Origin of the sequence: Sphingomonas sp. CD22 (assembly GCF_034556155.1) — a bacterium.
In the GTDB taxonomy this organism is placed as follows: Bacteria; Pseudomonadota; Alphaproteobacteria; order Sphingomonadales; family Sphingomonadaceae; genus Sphingomonas.
This window is the reverse complement of record NZ_JAYDYX010000005.1, coordinates 204356-225030: the sequence shown is the minus strand read 5'-3', so window position 1 is coordinate 225030 and position 20675 is coordinate 204356. Positions and strand designations below refer to the sequence as shown.

Below are 20675 nucleotides of genomic sequence, written 5' to 3'. Positions count from 1 at the left end.
GGGAGGCTCGGCTATAACCTACATGCAGTTTGACGGCTGAAAGTCAAAGGAACAATTTCACGATAGCGTCCCGAATTGGCTTCGACACTTCATATTTCCGGTACAAAGCATGATCGTCGCGGTGTCGATCGCATCCGCTAGGCTAAGATCGGCGAATTACTCGGTTGCGCGAAATCTTTAATCTGCACCATTGGTGCTTACAGGGGTTAACCCGGCCGGGAACGCACCGGAGTGTTTATCCGTATCGTTTCCCACGGTTTGCTGAACAGGAATTCCATGGCTCTCAACCCCCGCCTGTCCGGGCGCGTCGCGGCGCGGGCACATCATTCGCCCGCTGCGGCTATCCTGCAGAAAATCGAGCCGTTTTTCGCGATCGGCCAGGTTTCGGGTGGACCGTTGCTGATCGCGACGATCTTTGCGCTGGTCGTCGTCAATTCGCCGTTCGGCGCCGATTGGGTGCGCTTGTGGGATCGGCCCGTGCGCCTCAGCTATGGTGCCTGGACCTTCGGTCGACCCGCCGCCGAATGGATCAACGATGCGCTGATGCCGCTGTTCTTCCTGATCATCGGTACCGAGGTGAAGCGCGAGTTCGTCAAGGGCTCGCTCGCCTCGTTGCAGACCGCGATCTTCCCCGTCGCCGGAGCGATCGGCGGGCTGGTGGTGCCGGTCGCGCTCTATCTCGCCTTCAACTACGGCACCCCGACGCAGCACGGCTGGGGCGTCGTCGCGGCGATGGACACCGCGTTCAGCCTTGCGATCGTTGCGATGTTCACCACTCGGCTGCCGCCGGCGGTGCGTGCGGTGTTGCTCGCCTTCGCCGCGATCGACGACGTGTTCGGGCTGCTCGTCATCGCGGTCGCATATACCGCGACGATCGACTGGTGGTTCGTCGCGCTTGCAGTGGGGGGGTATCTCGGCATCGTCGGTCTGCTGCGGCTGCGCTGGGTTTCCTCGATCCCTTATGTCCTGCTCGGCTTCGTCGTGTGGATCGGCGTGTTCGGCTCGGGCATCCACCCGACGATCGCCGGGGTCGCGGTCGGGCTGTTGCTGCCGGCCAGTTCGCGCCTGTCCGAAGGCGTGTTCGCCGAACGCGTGCAGCGCCCCGTCGACCAGTTCAAGGAAGCCGTCGCCGCCGCCGAGGAGACCGACGATCCCGCGATCGAGGAGCAGGCGCGCGATCACGCGCAACAGCGGCTCGGCTACATCCACGAAATGGCCGCCGCGACCGACGAGGCCGCAGAACGGCTCGTCCGGGTCCTCACCCCCTGGGTTTCCTACCTCGTGCTACCGTTGTTCGCCCTCTCCAACGTCCGCATCCATTTCTCGCCCGAACTGGTCGGCGAGGCGTTGCGCTCGCCGTTGAGCGCCGGCGTCATCGTCGGGTTGGTGATCGGCAAGCCGCTCGGCTTCATCGCCGCGACGTGGCTGGCGACGCGGCTGGGGCGGGCGACGCTGCCGGACGGCGTCACCTGGCCGATGGTGCTCGGCATCGGCGGCGTCGCCGGCATCGGCTTCACCATCTCGCTCTTCATCGCCGACCTTGCCTTCACCGATGTCGCCCAAACCGAACAAGCCGCGCTCGGCATCCTCGTCGCATCGATCCTGTCAGGCCTGTTGGGCTATTTTATCTTCTGGCGGGCAGCGGCGCCGAAGGCGTCGGCGGAATAGAATAGCTCAGCGCCAGCCGAGCGCGGGCGCGATGTGGCGGAGGACGGATTCGATCACGTGCGCGTTATAGGCGACGCCGAGCTGGTTCGGCACCGTCAGCAACAGCGTGTCCGCCTCGGCGATCGCTTCGTCGGCGCGGAGCTGTTCGATCAGCGTCTCGGGCTCGGCCGCATAGGAGCGGCCGAACACCGCGCGCATATTGTCGATCACGCCGATCTGGTCGCTGCTGTCGCCGCGGCCGAAATATTGCCGATCTCGATCGTTCATGATCGCGAAGATCGAGCGCGACACCGAGACGCGCGGCGTGCGGGCATGGCCCGCCTCCGCCCAGGCGGCGCGATAGGCGCGGATCTGCTTGGCCTGCTGAACGTGGAACGGCTCGCCGCTCTCGTCGGCCTTGAGCGTCGAACTCTGTAGATTCATGCCCTTCTTTGCCGCCCAGATCGCGGTGGCATCGCTGCTCGATCCCCACCAGATCCGCTCGCGCAGGCCGGGGGCATGGGGTTCGAGACGCAGCAGGCCCGGCGGATTGGGGAACATCGGCCGCGGATTGGGCTTGGCGAAGCCCTTTCCGGCGAGCAATTCGTGGAACAATTCGCCGTGGCGACGGCCCATGTCGGCATCGCTCTCACCGGGCGCGGGGGCATAGCCGAAATGGCGCCAGCCCTCGATCACCTGTTCGGGCGAGCCGCGGCTGATGCCCAATTGCAGCCGCCCGCCGCTGATCAGATCGGCGGCGCCGGCATCCTCGACCATGTAGAAGGGGTTCTCGTAGCGCATGTCGATCACGCCGGTGCCGATCTCGATCCGCTTCGTCCGCGCGCCGACCGCGGCGAGCAGCGGGAAGGGCGAGGCGAGCTGCTGCGCGAAATGGTGGACGCGATAATAGGCGCCGTCCGCGCCGAGCTCCTCCGCCGCGACCGCGAGGTCGATCGACTGGAGCAGCACGTCCTGGCCCGAGCGCGTCGCCGAGCCGGGGGCGTCCGACCAATGGCCGAAGGAGAGAAAGCCGATGTTCTTCATCGCGGCAAGCTGGGCGCGAACGGGACGCGTCGCAAGGCTGCGCGCGGAATGGCAGCGTTTCCGAAAACGGCCTCAGCCCGGCGCGGACCCCGTCTCGGGATCGAAGCGGGGATTGTCGAAGTCGATCGGCGACGGCTTGACCTCGGCCGGCGGCACCGCGCTCTCCGCCCAGGCACGGCAGAGCATGTCGCGCAGCATCGTCGCGCCGGCGCTGGTCCGCTCGTAGATCAGCGCGCGCACGTCCTTGTCGGCGAAGTCGCGAAAGCCATTGCGCCGTTCGAGGATGTAGACGCGCTCCATCTGGTCGCCGGCGGTATCGAGGAAGGCGAGGATGGCGTCGAACATGTCGCCGCTGCGCCGTCCGGGCGCGCCGATGCGCGGCGCGAGATCGGCGGCGGTCAGCCCCATGCCGTCGACGAAGCCGCTTTCGAACCGGCCGTGGATCGAGCGATCGGTCGTATAGCCCTTGGGATTGGCGCCGCGCCAGCCGTCGCTGTTGACCGAATCGTGCAGCGGCTGTGCGCCGTCGCCGATGTAATGGCCCAGGCGGATGACGTCGAAGGCGCAATGCTGCTCGGCGAAGGCGGGATCGCGCTGCGCCGCCTGGGCGGCGCGGACCTGCCGCATGCACACGATGATCCGCTGATAGGCCTCCATCGCCGCATAGGGGAGGGTGCCGGTCCAGCGGACGTTGGTCCGCTCCGCAGTGGCGGGATCGCTGCGCTTGATCGCCTCGTACCGTTTGAACAGCGCGATGACGAAGGCGTAGCGCGAGCGCGGTATCGGCTTGAGGAAGGTGAATTGCTCGCGGAACCAGCCGTGGTTCGGGTCTTCCTCGATCTTGGCGAAATTCTCCGCGGCGTTGCGCCACGCGTCGGGCAGCGCGGCCGAGCTTGCGATATAATCGACGTGCCGGCGCAGGAAGACCGGGCCGTCGTCGGGGATCGCGGCGATCGCGGCCCGGTCGATCACCGCATGCGCGGTGCCGCCCCAGGCGAGCGCGGGAGTCGGCAACAGGGCGAAAGCGGCGAAGAGGAAGCGGCGCATCGGCAGGGGCTTTCGGATCAGGGGTCGAGCGGGTCGCGCGGATCGATGCGCAGCGATTTGGGCGACGGGCGGAATTCCAGCTCGGTCGGCGACAGGCGGCGGCCGACCGTGCCCGGCTCGTAGCCGAGCTCCGTCCGGTTGCGCTGCGCGAAGGCCGGGCTGGCGATCGTCTCGCTCTGCCCGGGATTGCAGACGATCAGCGTGTCGCGGTCGAGCGGCGCGCCGATCGCGGCGAGCACCCGCGTCGCGTTGCGAAGATTGGTCGTCGTGTGCCGCGCATAGGGTTCGATCAGGATCGCCTCAGCGGGGACGCCATAGCGATCGATCAGCGCGCTGCGCATCTGCTCCGCCTCGGTGAAGCGCGTCGCGCGGGGATGGGCGCGGCCACCGGTTAGCAGGATGAAGGCGATATCGCCGCGCGCGAACCGGTCCGCGGCGAGGCGGACGTGGTATTTGCCATAGGGGCTGAGCGCCGCGTCCGGCGTCTCCGGGCCGACGCCGGTGAGGATCAGCGCGCTATACTGCCAGCGCGACCAGTCGAGCGTGCGCGCGCGCTTGGCGGCGGGCGCGTTGAGGCCGCCGGTGATCGGCTCGAAACCGATCGCATCGGTGCGGTCGCTGACGTCGAGCAGCGCCAGCGCGAACTCGACGCTCGGGTCGAGCATCTGCGCCGACCCGGCGCGCGGCGTCCGCGCCAGCCAGTCCGCCGCCTGCACCCGCGCGCGCAATTCGAGCGGATCGAGCATGCCGGCGCCGTCGATCTGCGGGTAGCGCGGCACCTGATTGAGCGCATAGGTGCGCAGGATCGTATTGATCCCCTCGATCTCGCGCGCCGCCTGCGCCCCCGCGCCGTCATCGGCGCGGCTGGCGTCCGCCGGTATCGCCGCGGCGAGCGCATCGCTTTCCTGGGGCGTCCACACCATCGCCTGCGCGAGGCAGGCGAGGTCCTGCGCGCACGCCGTCCGGCGCGCCGCCCGCCCGGCAAGCATCGCCGCGACGCCGGGCCGCGCCTTCACCCGCGCGGTCGCCGCCGGATCGGCACCGAGCGCGTCGAGCAGCGGGAACAGCCGGTGCGACAGCGCCGCGGCGACGCGGTCCCCGACCGGCGCGGCGGCGGCAGGCACGCTCGCCAGCATCAGCGCCGCCGCCGCCAGCCGTATCCTCACCATGATTTGCCGACGACGAGGCGGACGTTGCGGCCGAAGATCGGCCGGCCGTAGATCGCCTCCGGGCTACCCTGGCCGCTGACCTGGTCGGTGCGCGTATTGCCCTCGGTCAGGCCGTGCGCGTTGAACAGATTGTCGCCGACCACCTGCAACTGCCACGTCCCGTGCCGCACCGTCACGCCCGCACCCGTCGTGCCATAAGCGGGCAGCGCGGTGCGATTGTAGAAGTCGACATAGCGCTTCCCCATATAGGTGTAGCGACCATAGAGCGAGATCGCGTTGCCGCCCAGATCGAAGTCGAAGCTGGGGCGGATGTTGCCGTAGATCTTGGGCTGGCGGACGATCTGCTTGCCTTCGGCCTGCGCCGGGTCGGCGCCATTGGCGTTCTGGAAGTTCTTATATTGCGGGTCGCTCACCGTCAGCGCGCCGTTGAGCGTGAACCACGGCGTCACCGCGAGCGCGCCGTCGAATTCGACGCCCTTCACCTTGGCCTTGCCGATGAAGGGCACGTTGACGTCGTTGCGGCCCGTCGTCGGGTCGAAGGCGAGGAACGAGGCGTTGAGCGGATCGAAGTTGGTGTAGAAGCCGCTGACGTACAGGTACGAGCGGCCGGCGGCGAGCTTCAGGCCAGCCTCATACTGGTTGGCGATCGTAGTGATGATCGTCGGATTGATGCTCATCACGGTCTGGACGCTGGGCGGGGTCTCGAGATGCGCGGCGCGGCCGTAGACGCCGATATGCGTGTTGAAGTCGTAATTGGCACCGACCGTCCAGTTGGTCGCATGCGTCTTCAGCCGCTGGTTGATGATCCCGCCGGTGAAGGCGCGGGTCGCGTCGTCGGCCAAAGTGGTCGGATCGCCGAGGTTCGCCGCACCGGTGAGCAAGGCATAGCCGTTGTAGTTATAGCGTTCGTGGCGGATGCCGGCATCGATGCGCAACCCCGGTACGATCTCCCACGTATCGTTGGCGAAGACCGCGAACATCTGCGCGTCGGAATCGCCCTTGGTCAGCGTCGCGGCATAGCTGAGCGCGCCATTGTCGGTGACCCGGCCGATCCGCGTACCGGCGGCGTTATAGGCGACGAGATCGAGCGTGCGCGGCCGGCTCGCCACCTCGATCAGATAGTTCTGGTAGATCGTCCGGCTGTCCTCGCCATACAGGCTGCCGTACAGGCCGAGCTTGAGGTCGTGGCTGCCGAAGCCGGTCTCGAACTTCTTGGCGACCGACAGGTTGATCTGGTTCGAATAGAATTTCGAATGGATGTCGCGATACTGGCCCTGCATGACCAGGCCGGACGCGCCGTAGGGATCGTAGGGCGTGTTCGTGCCCGCCAGCACATAGCCGAGCGACGTGACGGGGCCGAACGCGGTCGTCGCCCGCGCCTGATAGCCGCTGGCGAAGGCATTGGCATCGGAGGGATTGGTCGTCGAATAGAAAGCGGTGAAGTCGAGCTTGCCCATCGTGAAACCGGCCTTGGCGGAGACCAGCCAGCCGTCGAATTCGGCGTCATATTGCGCGCCGACGTTGAACATCCGCATGTGACGCCCGTCGCCCAGATCGCTCGCCTCGTTCTGCACGACGCCGGCGCCGTTGCGGTAGCGCAGGTCGACGTTGCGCAGCGCCGGCGAGTTCAGCGTGCCGCTGAAATAATCGATGTAGCGGTCGAGCGACACCGACGGGTTGCGCGGGTCTGCGGTCGGGATCGGCAGATAGAAGACGTTGTGATCGTTGACGTAGTTGACGCTCACCCGCAGCGAGCCGTTGTCGAGGTCGTGCTTGATGTTGGCGCGGAACTGGCCGCCCTTGTCGTTGGGGAAGCCGTTGTCGCGATAGCCGTCGTGATAGCGGACGAAGCCGCCGACCGCGTAATAGGTCCGGTCGCCGAGCGGCCCCGACTGGACGAAATCGCCGCGATACAGGCCGGTGTCGCCGAGCGTCAGCTGCGCCTTGCCGCGCACCGTGTCGCGGCCGGTGACCTCGATCGCGTTGACGATCGCGCCCGAATAGCTGGCATAGATCGGCGCCGGGCCGCCGCGGACCACCTCGACGCGCTCGGTCATCAGGTCGGGCTTGAGGATCGCGTCGCCGCGGAAGAAGACGCCGTCATTCTCGTGGAACAGCGGCAGGCCGTCCTGCTGGAAGCTGACGAAGCCGCCGTCGTTGGGCAGGCCGCGGATGCGATAGATGTTCTGCACCTCGCCGCCGGTGATCTCGGTCTGGAAGCCGGGAAGCTGGCCGATGAGATCGGCGAAATTGACCGGCGCGATCTTCTCGATGTCCGCCTGCGTCACCGTGTTGATCGCATAGGAGGCGTCGAAGCGGCGCTGCGCGCGCGTCGATCCGGTGACGATGATGTCGCGATCCGCCGGCTCGGGCGTGGTGGCGCCGGTCTGATCGGGTGCCGTTGCGCCGGTCTGTCCGGGTGCCGTTGCCGCAGGGGCAGTCTGCGGCGCATCCGCCTGGGGCGCCGCGGTCTGGGCGGAGGCCGGTGCCACGAGGATCGTGCCGAGCGAGACGAGCGCGGTGCTGGTGGCGAGAACGGATTTGAACATGAGGCCCCACTGTTGGTCGTTCGATATGTTGATCGTTGCCGCCGTTGCGGCGTGCGGCGCTCCTTTGGTCAAGGAATGTGACATCCCCGCATAATCGGCGAAAAAACTTTCCAGCCGGGGGCGGCGGTTGCGCCGATCGACCGTCCGAACCGCGGCCGGCGCTATTGCGAACTCTTAGCGTTTGATTACGGGGCGCCGTTCGAAGGGGGAACGGCAGTCATGAACATCTGGAGCAGCGGCCTGTTGGCCGCGGGCCTGGCGGCGGCGTCGCCCGCCGTCGCCGCGCCATCCTCGGCGGCGGACGACCGCCCGCCACCGACCGGATTGGGGCAGGACATCGTCGTCACCGGCCGCGCCTCGCCGGCACCCAAGGGCGCCGACGACCGCTACCAGCCGACCCCCGACGCTTCGACGCTACGCTCCGCCGCGGCGCCGCTCGACACGCCGCAGGCGGTCAACATCGTTCCCGCGCAGGTGATCCGCGACCAGCATCCGCGCTATCTCGACGACGTGCTCGCCAACGTCAGCGGCATCACCCAGGGCAATACGCTCGCCGCGACGCAGGATACCGTCCTCAAGCGCGGCTTCGGCGGCAATCGCGACGGATCGGTGATGCACAACGGCATGCCGCTGGTGCAGGGCCGCGGCTTCAACGCCGCCGCGCAGAGCGTCGAGGTGTTGAAGGGGCCGAGTTCGCTGCTCTACGGCATCATGGACCCGGGCGGGGTCATCAACATCGTCAGCCGCAAGCCGCTGCTCGCGACGACCGGCTCGGTGGCATTGACCGGATCGAGCTATGCCGCGGGCCGCGCCGGGCTGCAGGCGACCGCCGACCTGACCGGGCCGATCGCCCGCAACCTTGCCGCGCGGATCGTGCTCGATCATCAGGACGAGGATTATTGGCGCGTCTTCGGCACCCGCCGCGACACGTTGGTCGCGCCATCGCTCGGCTGGTACGGCGCCACGACGCAGGCGGTGCTGTGGTACGAATATCGCCGCTTCTCCTATCCGTTCGATCGCGGCACCGCGCTCGATCCGCGCACGCTGACGCCGCTGGCGATCCCGCGGCGCCGCCGGCTCGACGATCCCGTCAACCGGATGTGGGGCGACAGCCACCTCGTCCAGCTCGCGGTCGATCACCAGCTCGGCGACGGCTGGGCAGCGCATCTCGCCGCCAGCTTCAACAGCGAGCGCTATGACGCCGGCCAGTTGCGCGTCATCGGCCTCGACCCCGCCAAGGGGGCGCTGACCCGCAGCAACGACGCCACCCGCGGTGCGCTCGCCACCGACGCCTATGTCCAGGCCTATGCCGACGGCAGCTTCGCCCTGTTCGGCGCCGAGCATCACGTGATCCTTGGCGTGGAGGGCGAATACCGCCGGTATTTCCGTCGCGATCTCATCCGGCAGAAGGTGCGTTACGGCTTCAACGTCCTGCGGCCGGTCTATGGCCGCGAGCCATTCCCGACCGCGGTGTCGCCGAGCGACAGCGACCAGACCGACCGGCTCCACAACGTCTCGCTGTTTGGGCAGGATGCGATCCACCTCGGCGACCGCTGGATCGTCACCGCCGGCGGTCGGCTGATCGGCTTCCGCCAGCAGGCGGGCAAGGGGCGGCCGTTCGTCACCAACACCGATCTCGACGGCTGGTCGTTCGTGCCGCAGGCGGGGCTGGTGTGGAAAGCGGCGGACGCCGTCTCGCTCTACGCCAGCTACACCCGCTCGCTGAAGCCCAATTCGACCGTCGCGCCGCTCGACGGCGGCGCCGTCATCACCTCCGCCATGCCGCCCGAGCGCGGCCGCTCGTACGAGGTCGGTGCCAAGCTCGACCTGCCCGACCGCATCACCGCGACGCTCGCGCTCTACGATATCGACAAGCGCAACGTGCTGGTCCGGCAGTTCGACGCGCAGACCGCGCTCACCGTCTATCGCACCGCGGGCCGCGCCGCCTCGCGTGGTATCGAGCTCGACGTTGCGGGGCAGGTGACGCGGACGCTCAGCCTCATCGGTAGCTACGCCCACACCGACGCCCGCACCAAGGAGGATCCGCTGTTCGCCGGCCGCGCGCTCGCCAACGTCGCGCGCGATATGGGCTCGCTGTCGTTCGCCTATGACGTCGGTGCGCTGGCGGGCGACGACCGGCTGCGCTTCGGCGGCGGCGGGCGCTTTGTCGGGCGACGACCGGGGGACAACGCCAATGCCTTCTGGCTGCCGGCGTATACCGTCGCCGACAGCTTCGTCAGCTACGACACGATCCTCGCCGGGCGGCCGGTCGCGTTCCAGTTCAACCTCAAGAACGTCTTCGACCGCACCTATTACACCTCGGCGCTCAACACCTTCGGAGTGGCGATCGGTGACCCGCGTCGCGCGATCGGCACCGTCCGGTTCGCGCTGTGACGGGGGCGTTTCGGTAGGCGGTCGCGTTGAATCGACGGCGACAGTCGAGGCGTTTACGAGGCTTGGCCATTCGCCCCGAGAAAGCCGTCACCCCGGACCCGCTCCGGAGTCCCCCGAGCCGCAGGCGCATGGCTTGAGCCCGAAGCCTCACTCCCCGCCGCAGAGTGGACCTCGGAAAAGTCCGAAGTGACGGGGGGGCTACAATCAGCCGCCAGCGCCATACGGGCGCCGGCGGCGGCGGATTAGTTGGTCTTCACCGCGACCTTGCGGTCGCCATTCGAGCTGACCGAGGTTTCGCGGACGACCTTGTGCGTCACCGTCTTGTGGCCGACCTTGACGCCGAGCACCTTCTTGGGACGGTGCGTCTTGCGCTTGCTGGTCTCGGTGACCTTGGTCGTCGTGGTGGCGACGCCGTCATGCACCTTGGTGTCGTGATCGACCTTCGTCTCGCGAACGGTCTGCGCCATGGCCGGGGCGCCGCAGGTGAGGGCGAGGGCGGCGGCGACGGCGATATGCTTGAGTGTCATTTCATGTCCTTCCGAATGCGCCCGGCACCCGCACGGGGCCGGCCGACCCGCATCAACTCCGCGCCCGCCGATCGGTTCATTACCGTTTCGGACTATTCGCTGGCGTTCGAAGGGGCGAGCGACGATCACGCCGCTTTGGCGCGCAACAGCGCCGCGCCGAAGCCGAGGAAGATGATCCCGGTGATACGGTTGAACGCGCGCTTCACCGCCGGCCGGGCGAGATGCGCCGACAGCGAGCGGCCGCCCATCGCATAGACGCCGTACCAGAAGCATTCGACCGCGGCGAAGGTGACCACCAGGATCGCGAATTGCGGCCCCTGCGGCGCGCTGCGCGTGACGAACTGCGGCAGGAAGGCCGCGGCGAACAGCAGCAGCTTGGGGTTGCTGATGCCGATCGCGAAGCCGCCGCGGAACAGCGCGGCGAGCGACACCGTGCGCGGCAGCGCGCCCGCGCCGACGTCGATCGGCGCGACATCGGCGCGCCACGCCTTGATGCCGAGGACGATCAGATAGGCGACGCCGGCATAGCGCAGCACCTCGAACGCTCCGGGTAGCGCAAGTAGCAGCGTGGTCAGTCCCGCGGCGGAGGCCGCGAGCACCAGCACCAGCGCGGTCAGGCACCCCGCCATCGCCGCGACGCTGCGCCGCGCGCCCAGCGCGACGCTGCGCGAGAGGATATGGAGCATGTTCGGTCCCGGCGTCCCGCACAGCAGGAACACCGCGCCGACGAACAGCCACCAGCCATGAAGCGTCACGTCATCCTCCTCATCATGCCGATCGCTACAGCGTCCAGTCCATCTGCAACCACAATTTGCGCGTGTCGGTGGCGAAGCGGTCGGCGCGATAGTCGGCGTAGCGCAGGCTGGCGACGGTCCGCCCGATCCTGGCCTGCGCGAGCAGGTCGATCTCGTTACCGTAATGCCGCACCGGCCGGTCGCTTTCGAACCGATGATAGACCGCCTGCACGCTCACCGCCTTCAGCCTGCCGAGCTGCTGCCAGCCCCAGCCGGCGCTGGCGTAGAGGTCGCGGATGCCGTCGGCGGGTGTCGTGGTCAGTTTGTCGGCCCAGCCCTGGAACTTGAACACCGAGGCGAGCGGCGTCTGGAAGCTCGCCAGCGTCGCGCCGCGGCTGCGCCCGTGTCCCGCGCCGAGCACCTCATAGCCCACCCCCAGTTTCGGCCCGGCGAGATCGAGCCCGACGTCCGCCAGCCAATAGTCCGCCGCATAATCGTTGGGGTTGCGGTGATAGTCGGACTGCCGCGCATGGCTCGCGGTCCATGCCAGCGTCGCCTTGCCGAAGCCGTGCGACCCCGCCAGCCGCGCGCCATAGGTCTGGCTCGACAACCGATATCCCTGGACGATCGCCTCGTCCTGATCGACCAGATAGGCGAAGCCGGCGAGCGTGCCGACCGGCGTCGCCACCCCTAAGGTCGCGAAGACGTTGTCGCCGCCCACCGCCTGCTGCCGCGCGCCCGCGCCGTCGATCCCCCACACCGTCCGCACGCCCCAGGCGTAGGTGACGTCGGCCTTGACGCCCTTGATCGGCGTCAGCTCGGTCCGCACCGCGTCGAAGCTCTGGCCGTTGTTGCGGAACGCGGCGGCGCCGACGAAGCGCTCGTCGTCGAGCTGGATGCGCTGGCGGCCGGCGGTGACGGTCAGCGGGTCGCTCCGATATTGCATCTGCGCCCGATAGAGCGCGATATTCTGGGGATCGCCGATCTGCGGGCGCAGGGTCGCCGGCCCGAGCCCGTCGTAATAAGTCCCGACGATCGCCAGATTGCCCTGCGCCTCGGCCAATGCGCTCCAATGCCCCGCGCGCGCCTGCAATCCCGCACGGACGCGAACGGTGACCGCATCCGCATCATCGGGCAGGCCGTCCTGCTCGACATGCTCGTGCCGCAGCCGCGCCTCGACGAGTGGCGTCAGCGTCTGCGCCGCCGCCGACCCCGCCGACACCACGGCGACGGACAGCAGCGACAGATTGAAGACCATGCGCATCGTCAGTTCGGAACCCTCCTCGGCCACGCCCCCCGGCGCGCCTGCCAGGTCTTTCCTAGCTTCCCCCTGCCGCGCGCAACAGGAAATCGCGAAAGCCCAGCAAAGAAAGTGACTTACCCGCCGCGCGCGCGAGACAATCCCGCCGCCCGCGCGAGACAATCGCCTAACTGTGCCATTGCCCGCCAATACGGCTTCAAACCGTTAGATTTCCAACATTTGTTAACGTCTCGCGCCCAAGGTCGATGCTTGTCGGGATGATAGTGGGTCGGGGATGTTCAAGAGCCTGTTGCGTGAGCGTCGGCGTGCGATGGCAGTGCACGGGCTGGATCGCTTGGAGACGTCGGCGGACCCGGCGTTCGACCGGTTCGTCGGTGCCGCCGCCTCGGCCTTCCATGCGCCGATCGCGGCGCTGTCGCTGATCCATCATGACATGCAGGCGATCAAGGCCGCGCGCGGGATCGCGTTGCGCTGCATCCCGCGGCAGTCCGGGTTCTGCAGCTTCGCGCTCGATCGGGACGGCGTGCTGGAATGCTGCGCCGCGCTCGACGATCCGCGCTTCGCGACCCTGCCCGGCGTGATCGGCGAGCCGTATATGCGTTATTATATCGGCGCGCCGCTGCGGCTGCTGAGCGGGGTCGACGTCGGCGCCTTGTGCGTCGTCGACACCGTCGAGCGCCCGCCCGCCTCGGCCGATCAGAAGGCCTATCTGCTCGGTCTGGCGCGGCAGGCGTCGCTGGCGCTGGAGGCGCGGCTCGATATCCTGGGTAACGCCGCATGATGCGGGTCGTCGCGTGTATCGCGCACGATCACGACCTGCGGCTGGTCGCGCTGGCGCTGGCGGTGGCGCTGCTCGGCTCGGTGGCGACGTTGCAGACCTTCCGCCGCATCGCGCTGGCGCCCGGCCATAGCCGTACCGGGTGGATCGGGCTCACCGCGGTCGGCATCGGCACGATGGTGTGGGCGACGCATTTCGTCGCGATGATGGCCTATCGCGCCAGCGCGCCGGTGGTGCTCGATCCGCTGCTGACGCTCGCCTCGCTGCTCGCGGTGATCGTGCTCGCGGCGCCGGGGCTGGCGATCGCGGCGCGGCGGCGGCTCGCGGCGCGCTTCGGCGGCGGCGCGATCGTCGGGATCGCGATGACGATCATGCATTATCTCGGCATGGCCGCCTATCGCGTCGACGGCATCGTCCATTGGGACGCGCGCTATGTCGCCGCCTCGCTGGTCTGCGCGATGCTGCTGTCGGGCGCGGCGTTCGCGATGTTCACGCGGCGGCGCGGCTGGCGCAACGTCGGCGCGGCGGCGACGCTCGCGCTGGCGGTGGCGACGCTGCACTTCACCGGCATGGCGGCGCTGTCGATCACCGCACTGGCGCTGGGCGAAGGCCTGTCCGACGTGACGATGACGACGCTGGCGATCACCACCGCGGTCGCGGCGATGATCGTCATCGGCGGCGCCGCGGTGAGCGCGCTGATCGACGGGCATACGCAGGGCGAATCGTATCGGCGGCTGCGGCGTATGGCGCTGCACGACGCGCTGACCGATCTGCCCAACCGGATGCACTTCACCGAGGAGCTGGAGCGGCGCTTCCGCATCGACGGCGGCTATCACCGGCTCGCCGCGGTGATGCTCGATCTGTCGCGGTTCAAGGTGGTCAACGACACCTATGGCCATCAGGCCGGCGACCAGTTGCTGATGGCGCTGGCGGCGCGGCTGATCGCGCAATTGCGCCCCGGCGAATGTATCGCGCGGCTGGGCGGCGACGAATTCGCCGCGATCATCTCCTACGACGCCGGCGAGGAACTCGACGCTTTCCTGCTGCGGCTGCGCGGCGCGTTCGACGCGCCGTTCGTCTTCGACCGCTTCACCGCGACGATCGACGCCAATATCGGCGTCGCGCTGGCGCATCACGATGGCTTCGATCCCGATGCGCTGCTCGCCAAGGCCGATCTGGCGATGAGCCGCGCCAAGGCGGTGCGGTCGCCGGAACCGTGTTTCTACGACGCGCAAATGGACGAGGCGGTGCGCGCCCGCCGCGAGCTGGTGACCGACCTGCGCGCCGCGGTCGAGGCGGAGGCGTTCGAGCTCCATTATCAGGTGCAGGCGTCGGTCGAGACCGGCGAGATCACCGGTTACGAGGCGCTGGTCCGCTGGAACCACCCGACTCGCGGGCGGATCGCGCCGTTGGTGTTCATCCCGTTGGCCGAAGAGAGCGGCGAGATCGTGCCGCTGAGCATCTGGATCCTGCGCCAGGCGTGTTTCGAAGCGGCATTATGGGCCAACCGGCACGTCGTCGCGGTCAATTTGTCGCCCAAGCACCTCGCCGACCCGCGGCTGGTCGAGACGGTGGCGGCGGCGCTCGCCGACAGCGGCCTGCCGCCCGAGCGGCTGGTGCTCGAACTCACCGAAAGCGCGATCATCCACGATCGCGCTTTCGCGCTCGATCAATTGCAGGCGCTGAAGGCGATGGGGATCGGCATCGCGCTCGACGATTTCGGCGTCGGCTATTCCTCGCTCGACGTGCTGCGCTCCTTCCCGTTCGACCGGATCAAGCTCGATGCCTCGTTCGTGTCGGAGATTGACCATGACGATCAGGCGGTGTCGATCCTGCGGTCGGTGGCGGCGCTCGGCCGGACGCTGGGGATGTCGGTGCTGGCCGAGGGGATCGAGCAGCCCGCGCAATTGTCGATCGTGACGCGCGAGGGCTGTTCGGCGATCCAGGGTTATCTGATCGGCAAGCCCGCCCGCACGCTCGTCGACCCCGGCGAGGTACGACAGGCGATGCTGCTCAAGCCGCGATCGCTTGCCCCGGGAGTTGCCGCGACGGGGTGAGGGGGCGTTCGCTCCGACCGTCGGGTTGGTGGCATCAACCGCAGGTTGGCACTCGGGAGGGGATGTGAGAACGAGCGGGCATGCGTGTCCAAGCGATGAAGGTTCTTGCCCTGCTGTTCGTCAGCGGATTGTACTGGCAGCTCGTTTGCGAGGCGACGGGAGCGAAGGAGCCTTGGGACGGCGATGGTTATGGGACGCTCTGGTATCCCCTCTCCCTCGCATTGGCAGCGGTGGCCGGATATTTCTCCAGGTACCACGCCTGGCTGGCGGGCGGCATAATCACCTTCTCGCAACTTCCGGTGATGTGGATCAACAACGGGATAGGCCCGTTGATCGCCGCTGGATTGCTTTTCCTGTGCATTCTGGCCGTCCCAGCCGTCGCAATCTCATCAATCGCAGGCCGGTTTGCGATGCGCATCCGTTCGTCCTGAGCGAACGGATGGAGGCGTCGGCAATCGCCCAGAACACCGGACGTGCGTCGCGACCCGATCTCGTTTTCCTCGGTCGGGCGAACGTCGCAAACCAGTCATCCTACCGCTTCTTGCGACACGCATCCGAGCAATAGACGACCGAGTCCCAATCGCGTGCCCATTTCTTGCGCCACGCGAAGGGACGCTCGCACGCCGGGCAGATCTTGGTCGGCAGATTGCCCTTGGCGACGCCGTTGGGCATCAGCGCGGCTGCGCGTCGAGGAACGTCTCGACCGCGGCGAGGTCGACCGTCTTGTCGAGATAGGTCCGGCCGATGCCGCGCGCGAGCAGGAAGGGCAGCGTACCGGCCGCCATCTTCTTGTCGTGGCGCATATGCTCGACCAGCGTCGCGCCGCTCGCGGCGATGCCGGCGGCGGCGAGGCCGTCGGGCAGGCCGACGCTGCGGAAATGCGCGGCGACGCGGCCCGCGTCCTGGCCGGGGCCGATACCCTGCGCCGCCGAAAAGGCGAAGGCGAGCGAACAGCCCGCGGCGACGCCTTCGCCATGGATCAGTTTCTGCGAGAAGCCCGCTTCGGCCTCCAGCGCATGGCCGAAGGTGTGGCCGAGGTTGAGCAGCGCGCGGGTGCCGTTGGTCTCGTGCTCGTCGGCGGCGACGATGCGCGCCTTGGCGGCGACGGCATGCGCGATCGCATAGTCGCGCGCCGCCGGGTCGCCGGCGAGCAGCGCGGGGCCGTTCGCCTCGCACCATTCGAAGAAGGCGGGATCGTCGATCAGGCCGTATTTGACCACCTCGGCATAGCCGGCGCGGACCTCGCGCAGCGGCAGCGTGTCGAGCAGCGACGGGTCGATCAGCACCAGCGCGGGCTGGTGGAAGGCACCGATGAGGTTCTTGCCGGCGCGGGTGTTGATCGCGGTCTTGCCGCCGACCGAACTGTCGACCTGCGCGAGCAGCGTGGTGGGGATCTGGACGAAATGACAGCCGCGCTTGAGGATCGCGCAGGCGAAGCCGACGAGGTCGCCGATCACGCCGCCGCCCAGCGCCACGACATGGTCGCCGCGCTCGACCCCGAGGTCGAGCAACCGGTCGCACAGGCCGGCGAGATGCTCCCAGCTCTTGGTCTTCTCGCCGGGCGGCAGGACGATCGCCTCGCTCGTCACCCCGGCGGCGCCGAGCACCTGCTGCAACGTGTCGGCGTGGAGGCGGACGTTCTCGTCGGTGACGATCGCCATCGTCCGGCCGCGCGCGAGCGGGGCGAGATGATCGGCGGCGCGGGCGAGCAGCCCGGCCTCGATATGGATCGGATAGCGGCGCTCGCCGAGTTCGACGGTGACGGTCGTCATGCCGCGTGCCGCCCGTGGCCGATCGCCTTGAGGATCGCGTTGACCGTGGTCTCGTGCGGCGCGGTGTTGCTGGTGATGTGGATATGCGCCTCGGCGTAGATCGGGTTGCGGATGGCGGCGAGATCGGCGAGCACCCGGCGCGGGTCCTTGCCGCGCAGCAGCGGGCGGGTGTCGCGGCGGCCGACGCGTTCGGCGAGCACGTCGGGATGCGCGCGCAGCCAGATCGCGGTCGCTTCGGCGAGGATCAGCGCGCGCGTCTCGTCGTTGATGAAGGCGCCGCCACCGGTGGCGATCACCTTGGGCGTGCCGTCCATCAGCCGCTGGATGACGCGGCGCTCGCCGTCGCGGAAATAGGCCTCGTCGAACCGTTCGAAGATTTCGGCGACGCTCATCCCCGCCGCCTCCTCGATCGCGACGTCGGCGTCGACGAAGGGCAGGCGCATGCGGCTCGCCAGCCGGCGGCCGACGGTCGACTTGCCGACGCCCATCAGCCCGACCAGCACGATCGGCTTGGCGGGATCGTGACGGGCGGGGCCGGCAGCCGGGGGATGAGCGCTTTGCAACATGGAATGGAGCGCTATACAGCGGGTCAGGACGGGGCAAAAGCTCCGCGTCCGCCTTTTACGTGTCCTAAGGTACGGTATGTCTCGCTTGGTCCTCTCCGTCATCGTGCTCCTCGTCGTGGTCGTCGGCGGGCTGTTCCTGCTCGCCGGCCGCGCCTCGGAGCGGCCGCAGACCCATGTCGAAAAGGCCGTGACGCTTGCGAACCTCAGCTAAGGCGCGGGCCTTGCGTGTTTCGAGGGCGTCGGCGTCGCGATGAGCGAGCCGGCTGCTCCAGCCACGCCGTCGCCCCGGACCCGTTCCGGGCCGCACGGTGCCGCGGGAGCGACGAACCCCTCGCTGGCTGAACGTGAGATGCCGGAACGGAGCCGGCATGACGGGGGGAAAGTGGCAAAGCGATCGCACCACAGGCATGTACGCATGCGCCGGCTGACGCGGGGCGTCGCCGCCGTCGCGATCGCGGCTGCAGCGGTCGCGGTTTATGCGCAGGAGCGGCCCGAATCGATTCTGCCGCCGGGCTTCGGCGAGCCGGCACCGGCGCCCGCACCCTCGCCGCGCGCGACGGCGAACGCGCCACGCAGCGCGCCGACGGCGGCGAGCCTGCTGCCCGCGCCGGCGCCCGCCGCGACCGGGCTGGTCCAGCCGTTGCCGTCGGATTTCCCTACTGCCGCCGCGAGCGCCACACCGAGCCCGACGCCGACGGTCGATCCGGCGGTGCTCGCGCAATATGAGATGCCGCTGTCGGCACGCCGCTCGCTCGACCGGGTCGGGCCGGCGGGGGAGCGCGAGGGGGCGCTCGCCGCCGACGCGTTCGGGCAGGCGGACGGGCGCTATGTCGAGGCATTGATGCGCCGCGTCGCCGCGCCGCTGCCGTCGCGCTGGCTGTCGATCGCGCTGCGGCGCGCGCTGGTCGCGCAGCTCGATACGCCGGCCGAGGTCAACGGTGCGGACTTCGCCGCGGAGCGGGCGTGGCTGCTGCTGCGGATGGGCGAGGCGGTCGGCGCGCGCGCGGTGGTGCAGAGCGTCGACAATGCGGGCTATACGCCCAAACTCTATCAGGTCGCGATGAACACCGCGTTGGCGACCGGCGATCCGGCCGAGATGTGCCCGATCGCCGATGCCGCGCTCGCCGCGACGCACGAGCGGGGCTGGACGCTGGCGCAGGCGATGTGCGCCGGTCTTTCCGGCGAGGCCGCGCGCGCCAAGGCGCTGGTCACCGCGGCGCGCAAGCGCAACGTCGCGACCGGGATCGACCTGCAACTCGCGCAGAAGGTGGTCGGCGCCGGCCCGGGCGGCGGGCAGGCGGTGACGATCGAATGGGCGGGGGTCGATCCTCTGACCGCGTGGCGGTTCGGGCTCGCCGCGGCGACCGGGGTGACGATCCCCGAAACGCTGTTCGCGACGAGCGGGCCGCAGGCGCGCTACTGGTATGCGCTGTCACCGAGCATCGCGATGGCCGAGCGGCTGCCCGCGGCGGAAGCGGCGGCGGGACAGGGGGTGCTGTCCGCGGCGGCGCTCATCGATCTGTACGGCGCGCTCGATGCGGCCAACGACACGCCGGCGCCGGTGGCGGCGTCGATCAACGACCTGCGCACCGCGTATGTCGGCGGCGACATGGATACGCGGCTGACCGCGCTGCGTGCCTTGTGGGGGGCGACGCCGGCCTATCCGCGGCTGGTGCTGACCGCGCGCGCCGCGGCGCGGCTGCCGGTGCGCACGGGTATCGCCGATGCGCCGCAGCTCGTCGCATCGATGCTGACCGCGGGGCTCGATCGCAGCGCGGCACGCTGGCGGGCGGCGGTCGACGAGGGCGGCGATGCCTGGGCGATGATCGCGCTCGCCGACCCCGATAGCGGCGGGCGGCTGAGCTATCGCCAATTGTCCTCCTATGCCGGGCGCGGCGATGCGGCGCTGAAGCAGCGATTGTTCTTCGCCGGGCTCGCCGGGCTCGGCCGTCTGTCGCCCGAGGATATCGAGCGCGCCGCGGCGGCGCTCGACGTGCGGATCGGCGCGGAGAACAGTTGGACACGGGCGATCGACCGTGCCGCCGCCGATGGCCAGCCGGGCACGGTGGTGCTGCTCGCCGCGATCGGCATGCAGACGCCGCAATGGCGCGGCGTGCCGCCGGCGATGCTCTATCGGATCGTCAGCGCGCTGCGCGCGGTCGGGCTGGAGGGCGAGGCGCGGATGATCGCTGCCGAGGCGCTCGCACGCGTGTGAGCAACGGCGACCGCGCGCTGATCGAGCGGTTCCTCGAAATGCTCGCTGCCGAGGCGGGCGCGGCCGCGAATACGATCGCCGCCTATCGCAGCGACCTGACGCTCGCTTCGGCCTCGGTGCCGGGCGGGCTGGCCGCGGCGGATGCTGCGCAATTGCAGGCGCTGGCGGAGGAGTGGCGTGCGCTTGCACGCAGCACCGTCGCGCGCAAATCGGCGGCGTTGCGGCGCTTCTACGCCTTCCTCGCCGACGAGGGGCATCGCGCCGACGATCCGGGCAAGGCGCTGCCGCGGCCGGGTGCGGCGCGGTCGCTGCCCAAGGTGCTCGGCCATGGCGACGTCGAGCGGCTGTTCGCCGCGATCGCCGAGCGCCTCGGGGTCGAGCGGCCGCTGCCCAACGACCTGCGGCTCGCGGCGCTGGTCGAATTGCTCTACGGATCGGGGCTGCGCGCGACCGAACTGGTCAGCCTGCCGCGCAACGCGGTCCACCCCGACCGGCCGTATCTCATCCTCAAGGGCAAGGGCGGGCGCGAGCGGCTGGTGCCGCTGTCGGATCGTGCGCGCGCCGCGGTGGCGGCGTGGCGCGGGCATGTCGCGGTCGATCGCTTGTGGCTGTTCCCATCGGGCAAGGGGCATCTGTCCCGCATCCGTTTGTACCAGTTGATCAAGGCGTTGGCGGCGGAAGCGGGCATCCCGCCCGACCGGGTCAGCCCGCACGTCCTGCGCCACGCCTTCGCGACGCATCTGCTCGCCGGCGGTGCCGATCTGCGCGCGTTGCAGTCGATGCTCGGCCATGCCGATATCGCGACCACCGAGATCTATACGCACGTCGATGCCAGCCGCCTGGTCGAGCTGGTCAATGCGCGTCATCCGCTCGGTGATCCCGGGCGCGTTGACGGACGCGCGCGTCGCCCGTAAC

The 20675-nt window shown here is 69.0% G+C and carries 18 protein-coding genes; 8 read left to right on the top strand and 10 right to left on the bottom strand.

What is annotated here, in order from left to right; all coding sequences use genetic code 11:
- Nucleotides 1–276 precede the first annotated feature (276 nt).
- Nucleotides 277–1668: a Na+/H+ antiporter NhaA gene (nhaA, locus tag SFC76_RS11805; RefSeq protein ID WP_322849664.1), complete on the top strand. Its 1392-nt coding sequence runs from the start codon at nt 277–279 to the stop codon at nt 1666–1668.
- Nucleotides 1669–1674: 6 nt separating this feature from the next.
- On the opposite strand, the gene SFC76_RS11800 is transcribed toward nhaA, so the two are convergent.
- From SFC76_RS11800 to SFC76_RS11785, 4 genes are all read right to left on the bottom strand, one after another.
- Nucleotides 1675–2691: an LLM class flavin-dependent oxidoreductase gene (locus SFC76_RS11800; RefSeq protein WP_322849663.1), complete on the bottom strand. Its 1017-nt coding sequence runs from the start codon at nt 2689–2691 to the stop codon at nt 1675–1677.
- A gap of 72 nt (nt 2692–2763) precedes the next feature.
- Nucleotides 2764–3738, bottom strand: coding sequence for a nuclease (locus tag SFC76_RS11795; RefSeq protein WP_322849662.1), 975 nt, complete (start codon nt 3736–3738; stop codon nt 2764–2766).
- Between the two features lie 17 nt (nt 3739–3755).
- Entirely contained in the window at nt 3756–4907 is a 1152-nt protein-coding gene (locus tag SFC76_RS11790) for a YdcF family protein (protein ID WP_322849661.1), read from the bottom strand.
- On the bottom strand, nt 4901–7456 hold the full coding sequence (locus SFC76_RS11785) for a TonB-dependent receptor (protein ID WP_322849660.1): 2556 nt from the start codon (nt 7454–7456) through the stop codon (nt 4901–4903). The genes SFC76_RS11790 and SFC76_RS11785 overlap by 7 nt, the downstream gene beginning before the upstream one ends.
- 219 nt (nt 7457–7675) lie before the next feature.
- Here SFC76_RS11785 and SFC76_RS11780 point away from each other — a divergent pair, with 219 nt between their 5' ends.
- A complete protein-coding gene (locus SFC76_RS11780; RefSeq protein ID WP_322849659.1) occupies nt 7676–9850 on the top strand; it encodes a TonB-dependent siderophore receptor in 2175 nt (724 codons plus the stop codon).
- 242 nt (nt 9851–10092) lie between these two features.
- Here the strand turns inward: SFC76_RS11780 and SFC76_RS11775 are convergent, their stop codons facing one another.
- From SFC76_RS11775 to SFC76_RS11765, 3 genes are all read right to left on the bottom strand, one after another.
- On the bottom strand, nt 10093–10377 hold the full coding sequence (locus tag SFC76_RS11775) for a hypothetical protein (RefSeq protein ID WP_322849658.1): 285 nt from the start codon (nt 10375–10377) through the stop codon (nt 10093–10095).
- 125 nt (nt 10378–10502) lie between these two features.
- On the bottom strand, nt 10503–11132 hold the full coding sequence (locus SFC76_RS11770; protein WP_322849657.1) for a LysE family translocator: 630 nt from the start codon (nt 11130–11132) through the stop codon (nt 10503–10505).
- A 25-nt stretch (nt 11133–11157) separates the two neighbouring features.
- The gene (locus tag SFC76_RS11765; RefSeq protein ID WP_322849783.1) at nt 11158–12369 is read right to left on the bottom strand and encodes an alginate export family protein; all 1212 of its coding nucleotides are present in this window, start codon (nt 12367–12369) and stop codon (nt 11158–11160) included.
- Nucleotides 12370–12646: 277 nt separating this feature from the next.
- On the opposite strand from SFC76_RS11765, the gene SFC76_RS11760 reads away from it, so the two are divergent.
- The 3 genes from SFC76_RS11760 (at nt 12647) to SFC76_RS11750 (ending at nt 15638) form a co-directional block, all read left to right on the top strand.
- Nucleotides 12647–13153: a GAF domain-containing protein gene (locus SFC76_RS11760; protein WP_322849656.1), complete on the top strand. Its 507-nt coding sequence runs from the start codon at nt 12647–12649 to the stop codon at nt 13151–13153.
- The gene (locus SFC76_RS11755; RefSeq protein ID WP_322849655.1) at nt 13150–15207 is read left to right on the top strand and encodes a putative bifunctional diguanylate cyclase/phosphodiesterase; all 2058 of its coding nucleotides are present in this window, start codon (nt 13150–13152) and stop codon (nt 15205–15207) included. The genes SFC76_RS11760 and SFC76_RS11755 overlap by 4 nt, the downstream gene beginning before the upstream one ends.
- 80 nt (nt 15208–15287) lie before the next feature.
- On the top strand, nt 15288–15638 hold the full coding sequence (locus tag SFC76_RS11750) for a hypothetical protein (protein ID WP_322849654.1): 351 nt from the start codon (nt 15288–15290) through the stop codon (nt 15636–15638).
- Nucleotides 15639–15738: 100 nt separating this feature from the next.
- Here the strand turns inward: SFC76_RS11750 and SFC76_RS11745 are convergent, their stop codons facing one another.
- The 3 genes from SFC76_RS11745 to SFC76_RS11735 are packed head-to-tail and all read right to left on the bottom strand — an operon-like array spanning nt 15739 to nt 17545.
- Nucleotides 15739–15879: a DUF2256 domain-containing protein gene (locus SFC76_RS11745; protein WP_322849653.1), complete on the bottom strand. Its 141-nt coding sequence runs from the start codon at nt 15877–15879 to the stop codon at nt 15739–15741.
- Nucleotides 15879–16979 (bottom strand): 3-dehydroquinate synthase, encoded by a 1101-nt coding sequence (gene aroB / locus SFC76_RS11740; protein WP_322849652.1) that lies wholly within the window; start codon nt 16977–16979, stop codon nt 15879–15881. Before aroB ends, SFC76_RS11745 begins: the two co-directional genes overlap by 1 nt.
- The gene (locus SFC76_RS11735; protein ID WP_322849651.1) at nt 16976–17545 is read right to left on the bottom strand and encodes a shikimate kinase; all 570 of its coding nucleotides are present in this window, start codon (nt 17543–17545) and stop codon (nt 16976–16978) included. The genes aroB and SFC76_RS11735 overlap by 4 nt, the downstream gene beginning before the upstream one ends.
- A 76-nt stretch (nt 17546–17621) precedes the next feature.
- Here SFC76_RS11735 and SFC76_RS11730 point away from each other — a divergent pair, with 76 nt between their 5' ends.
- The 3 genes from SFC76_RS11730 (at nt 17622) to SFC76_RS11720 (ending at nt 20674) form a co-directional block, all read left to right on the top strand.
- On the top strand, nt 17622–17756 hold the full coding sequence (locus SFC76_RS11730; RefSeq protein WP_322849650.1) for a hypothetical protein: 135 nt from the start codon (nt 17622–17624) through the stop codon (nt 17754–17756).
- Nucleotides 17757–17960: 204 nt separating this feature from the next.
- Nucleotides 17961–19760: a hypothetical protein gene (locus SFC76_RS11725; protein WP_322849649.1), complete on the top strand. Its 1800-nt coding sequence runs from the start codon at nt 17961–17963 to the stop codon at nt 19758–19760.
- On the top strand, nt 19757–20674 hold the full coding sequence (locus SFC76_RS11720) for a tyrosine-type recombinase/integrase (protein WP_322849648.1): 918 nt from the start codon (nt 19757–19759) through the stop codon (nt 20672–20674). The genes SFC76_RS11725 and SFC76_RS11720 overlap by 4 nt, the downstream gene beginning before the upstream one ends.
- The last annotated feature ends 1 nt before the right edge of the window (nt 20675 follow it).

Coding starts and splice junctions, on each gene's coding strand:
- SFC76_RS11725 (WP_322849649.1), top strand. CDS start 17,961: ATGCGCCGGCTGACGCGGGGCGTCGCCGCCGTCGCGATCGCGGCTGCA.
- SFC76_RS11795 (WP_322849662.1), bottom strand. CDS start 3,738: ATGCGCCGCTTCCTCTTCGCCGCTTTCGCCCTGTTGCCGACTCCCGCG.
- SFC76_RS11760 (WP_322849656.1), top strand. CDS start 12,647: ATGTTCAAGAGCCTGTTGCGTGAGCGTCGGCGTGCGATGGCAGTGCAC.
- SFC76_RS11800 (WP_322849663.1), bottom strand. CDS start 2,691: ATGAAGAACATCGGCTTTCTCTCCTTCGGCCATTGGTCGGACGCCCCC.
- SFC76_RS11755 (WP_322849655.1), top strand. CDS start 13,150: ATGATGCGGGTCGTCGCGTGTATCGCGCACGATCACGACCTGCGGCTG.
- SFC76_RS11730 (WP_322849650.1), top strand. CDS start 17,622: ATGTCTCGCTTGGTCCTCTCCGTCATCGTGCTCCTCGTCGTGGTCGTC.
- aroB (WP_322849652.1), bottom strand. CDS start 16,979: ATGACGACCGTCACCGTCGAACTCGGCGAGCGCCGCTATCCGATCCAT.
- SFC76_RS11785 (WP_322849660.1), bottom strand. CDS start 7,456: ATGTTCAAATCCGTTCTCGCCACCAGCACCGCGCTCGTCTCGCTCGGC.
- SFC76_RS11780 (WP_322849659.1), top strand. CDS start 7,676: ATGAACATCTGGAGCAGCGGCCTGTTGGCCGCGGGCCTGGCGGCGGCG.
- SFC76_RS11765 (WP_322849783.1), bottom strand. CDS start 12,369: ATGGTCTTCAATCTGTCGCTGCTGTCCGTCGCCGTGGTGTCGGCGGGG.
- SFC76_RS11735 (WP_322849651.1), bottom strand. CDS start 17,545: ATGTTGCAAAGCGCTCATCCCCCGGCTGCCGGCCCCGCCCGTCACGAT.
- SFC76_RS11750 (WP_322849654.1), top strand. CDS start 15,288: ATGCGTGTCCAAGCGATGAAGGTTCTTGCCCTGCTGTTCGTCAGCGGA.
- SFC76_RS11790 (WP_322849661.1), bottom strand. CDS start 4,907: ATGGTGAGGATACGGCTGGCGGCGGCGGCGCTGATGCTGGCGAGCGTG.
- nhaA (WP_322849664.1), top strand. CDS start 277: ATGGCTCTCAACCCCCGCCTGTCCGGGCGCGTCGCGGCGCGGGCACAT.
- SFC76_RS11775 (WP_322849658.1), bottom strand. CDS start 10,377: ATGACACTCAAGCATATCGCCGTCGCCGCCGCCCTCGCCCTCACCTGC.
- SFC76_RS11745 (WP_322849653.1), bottom strand. CDS start 15,879: ATGCCCAACGGCGTCGCCAAGGGCAATCTGCCGACCAAGATCTGCCCG.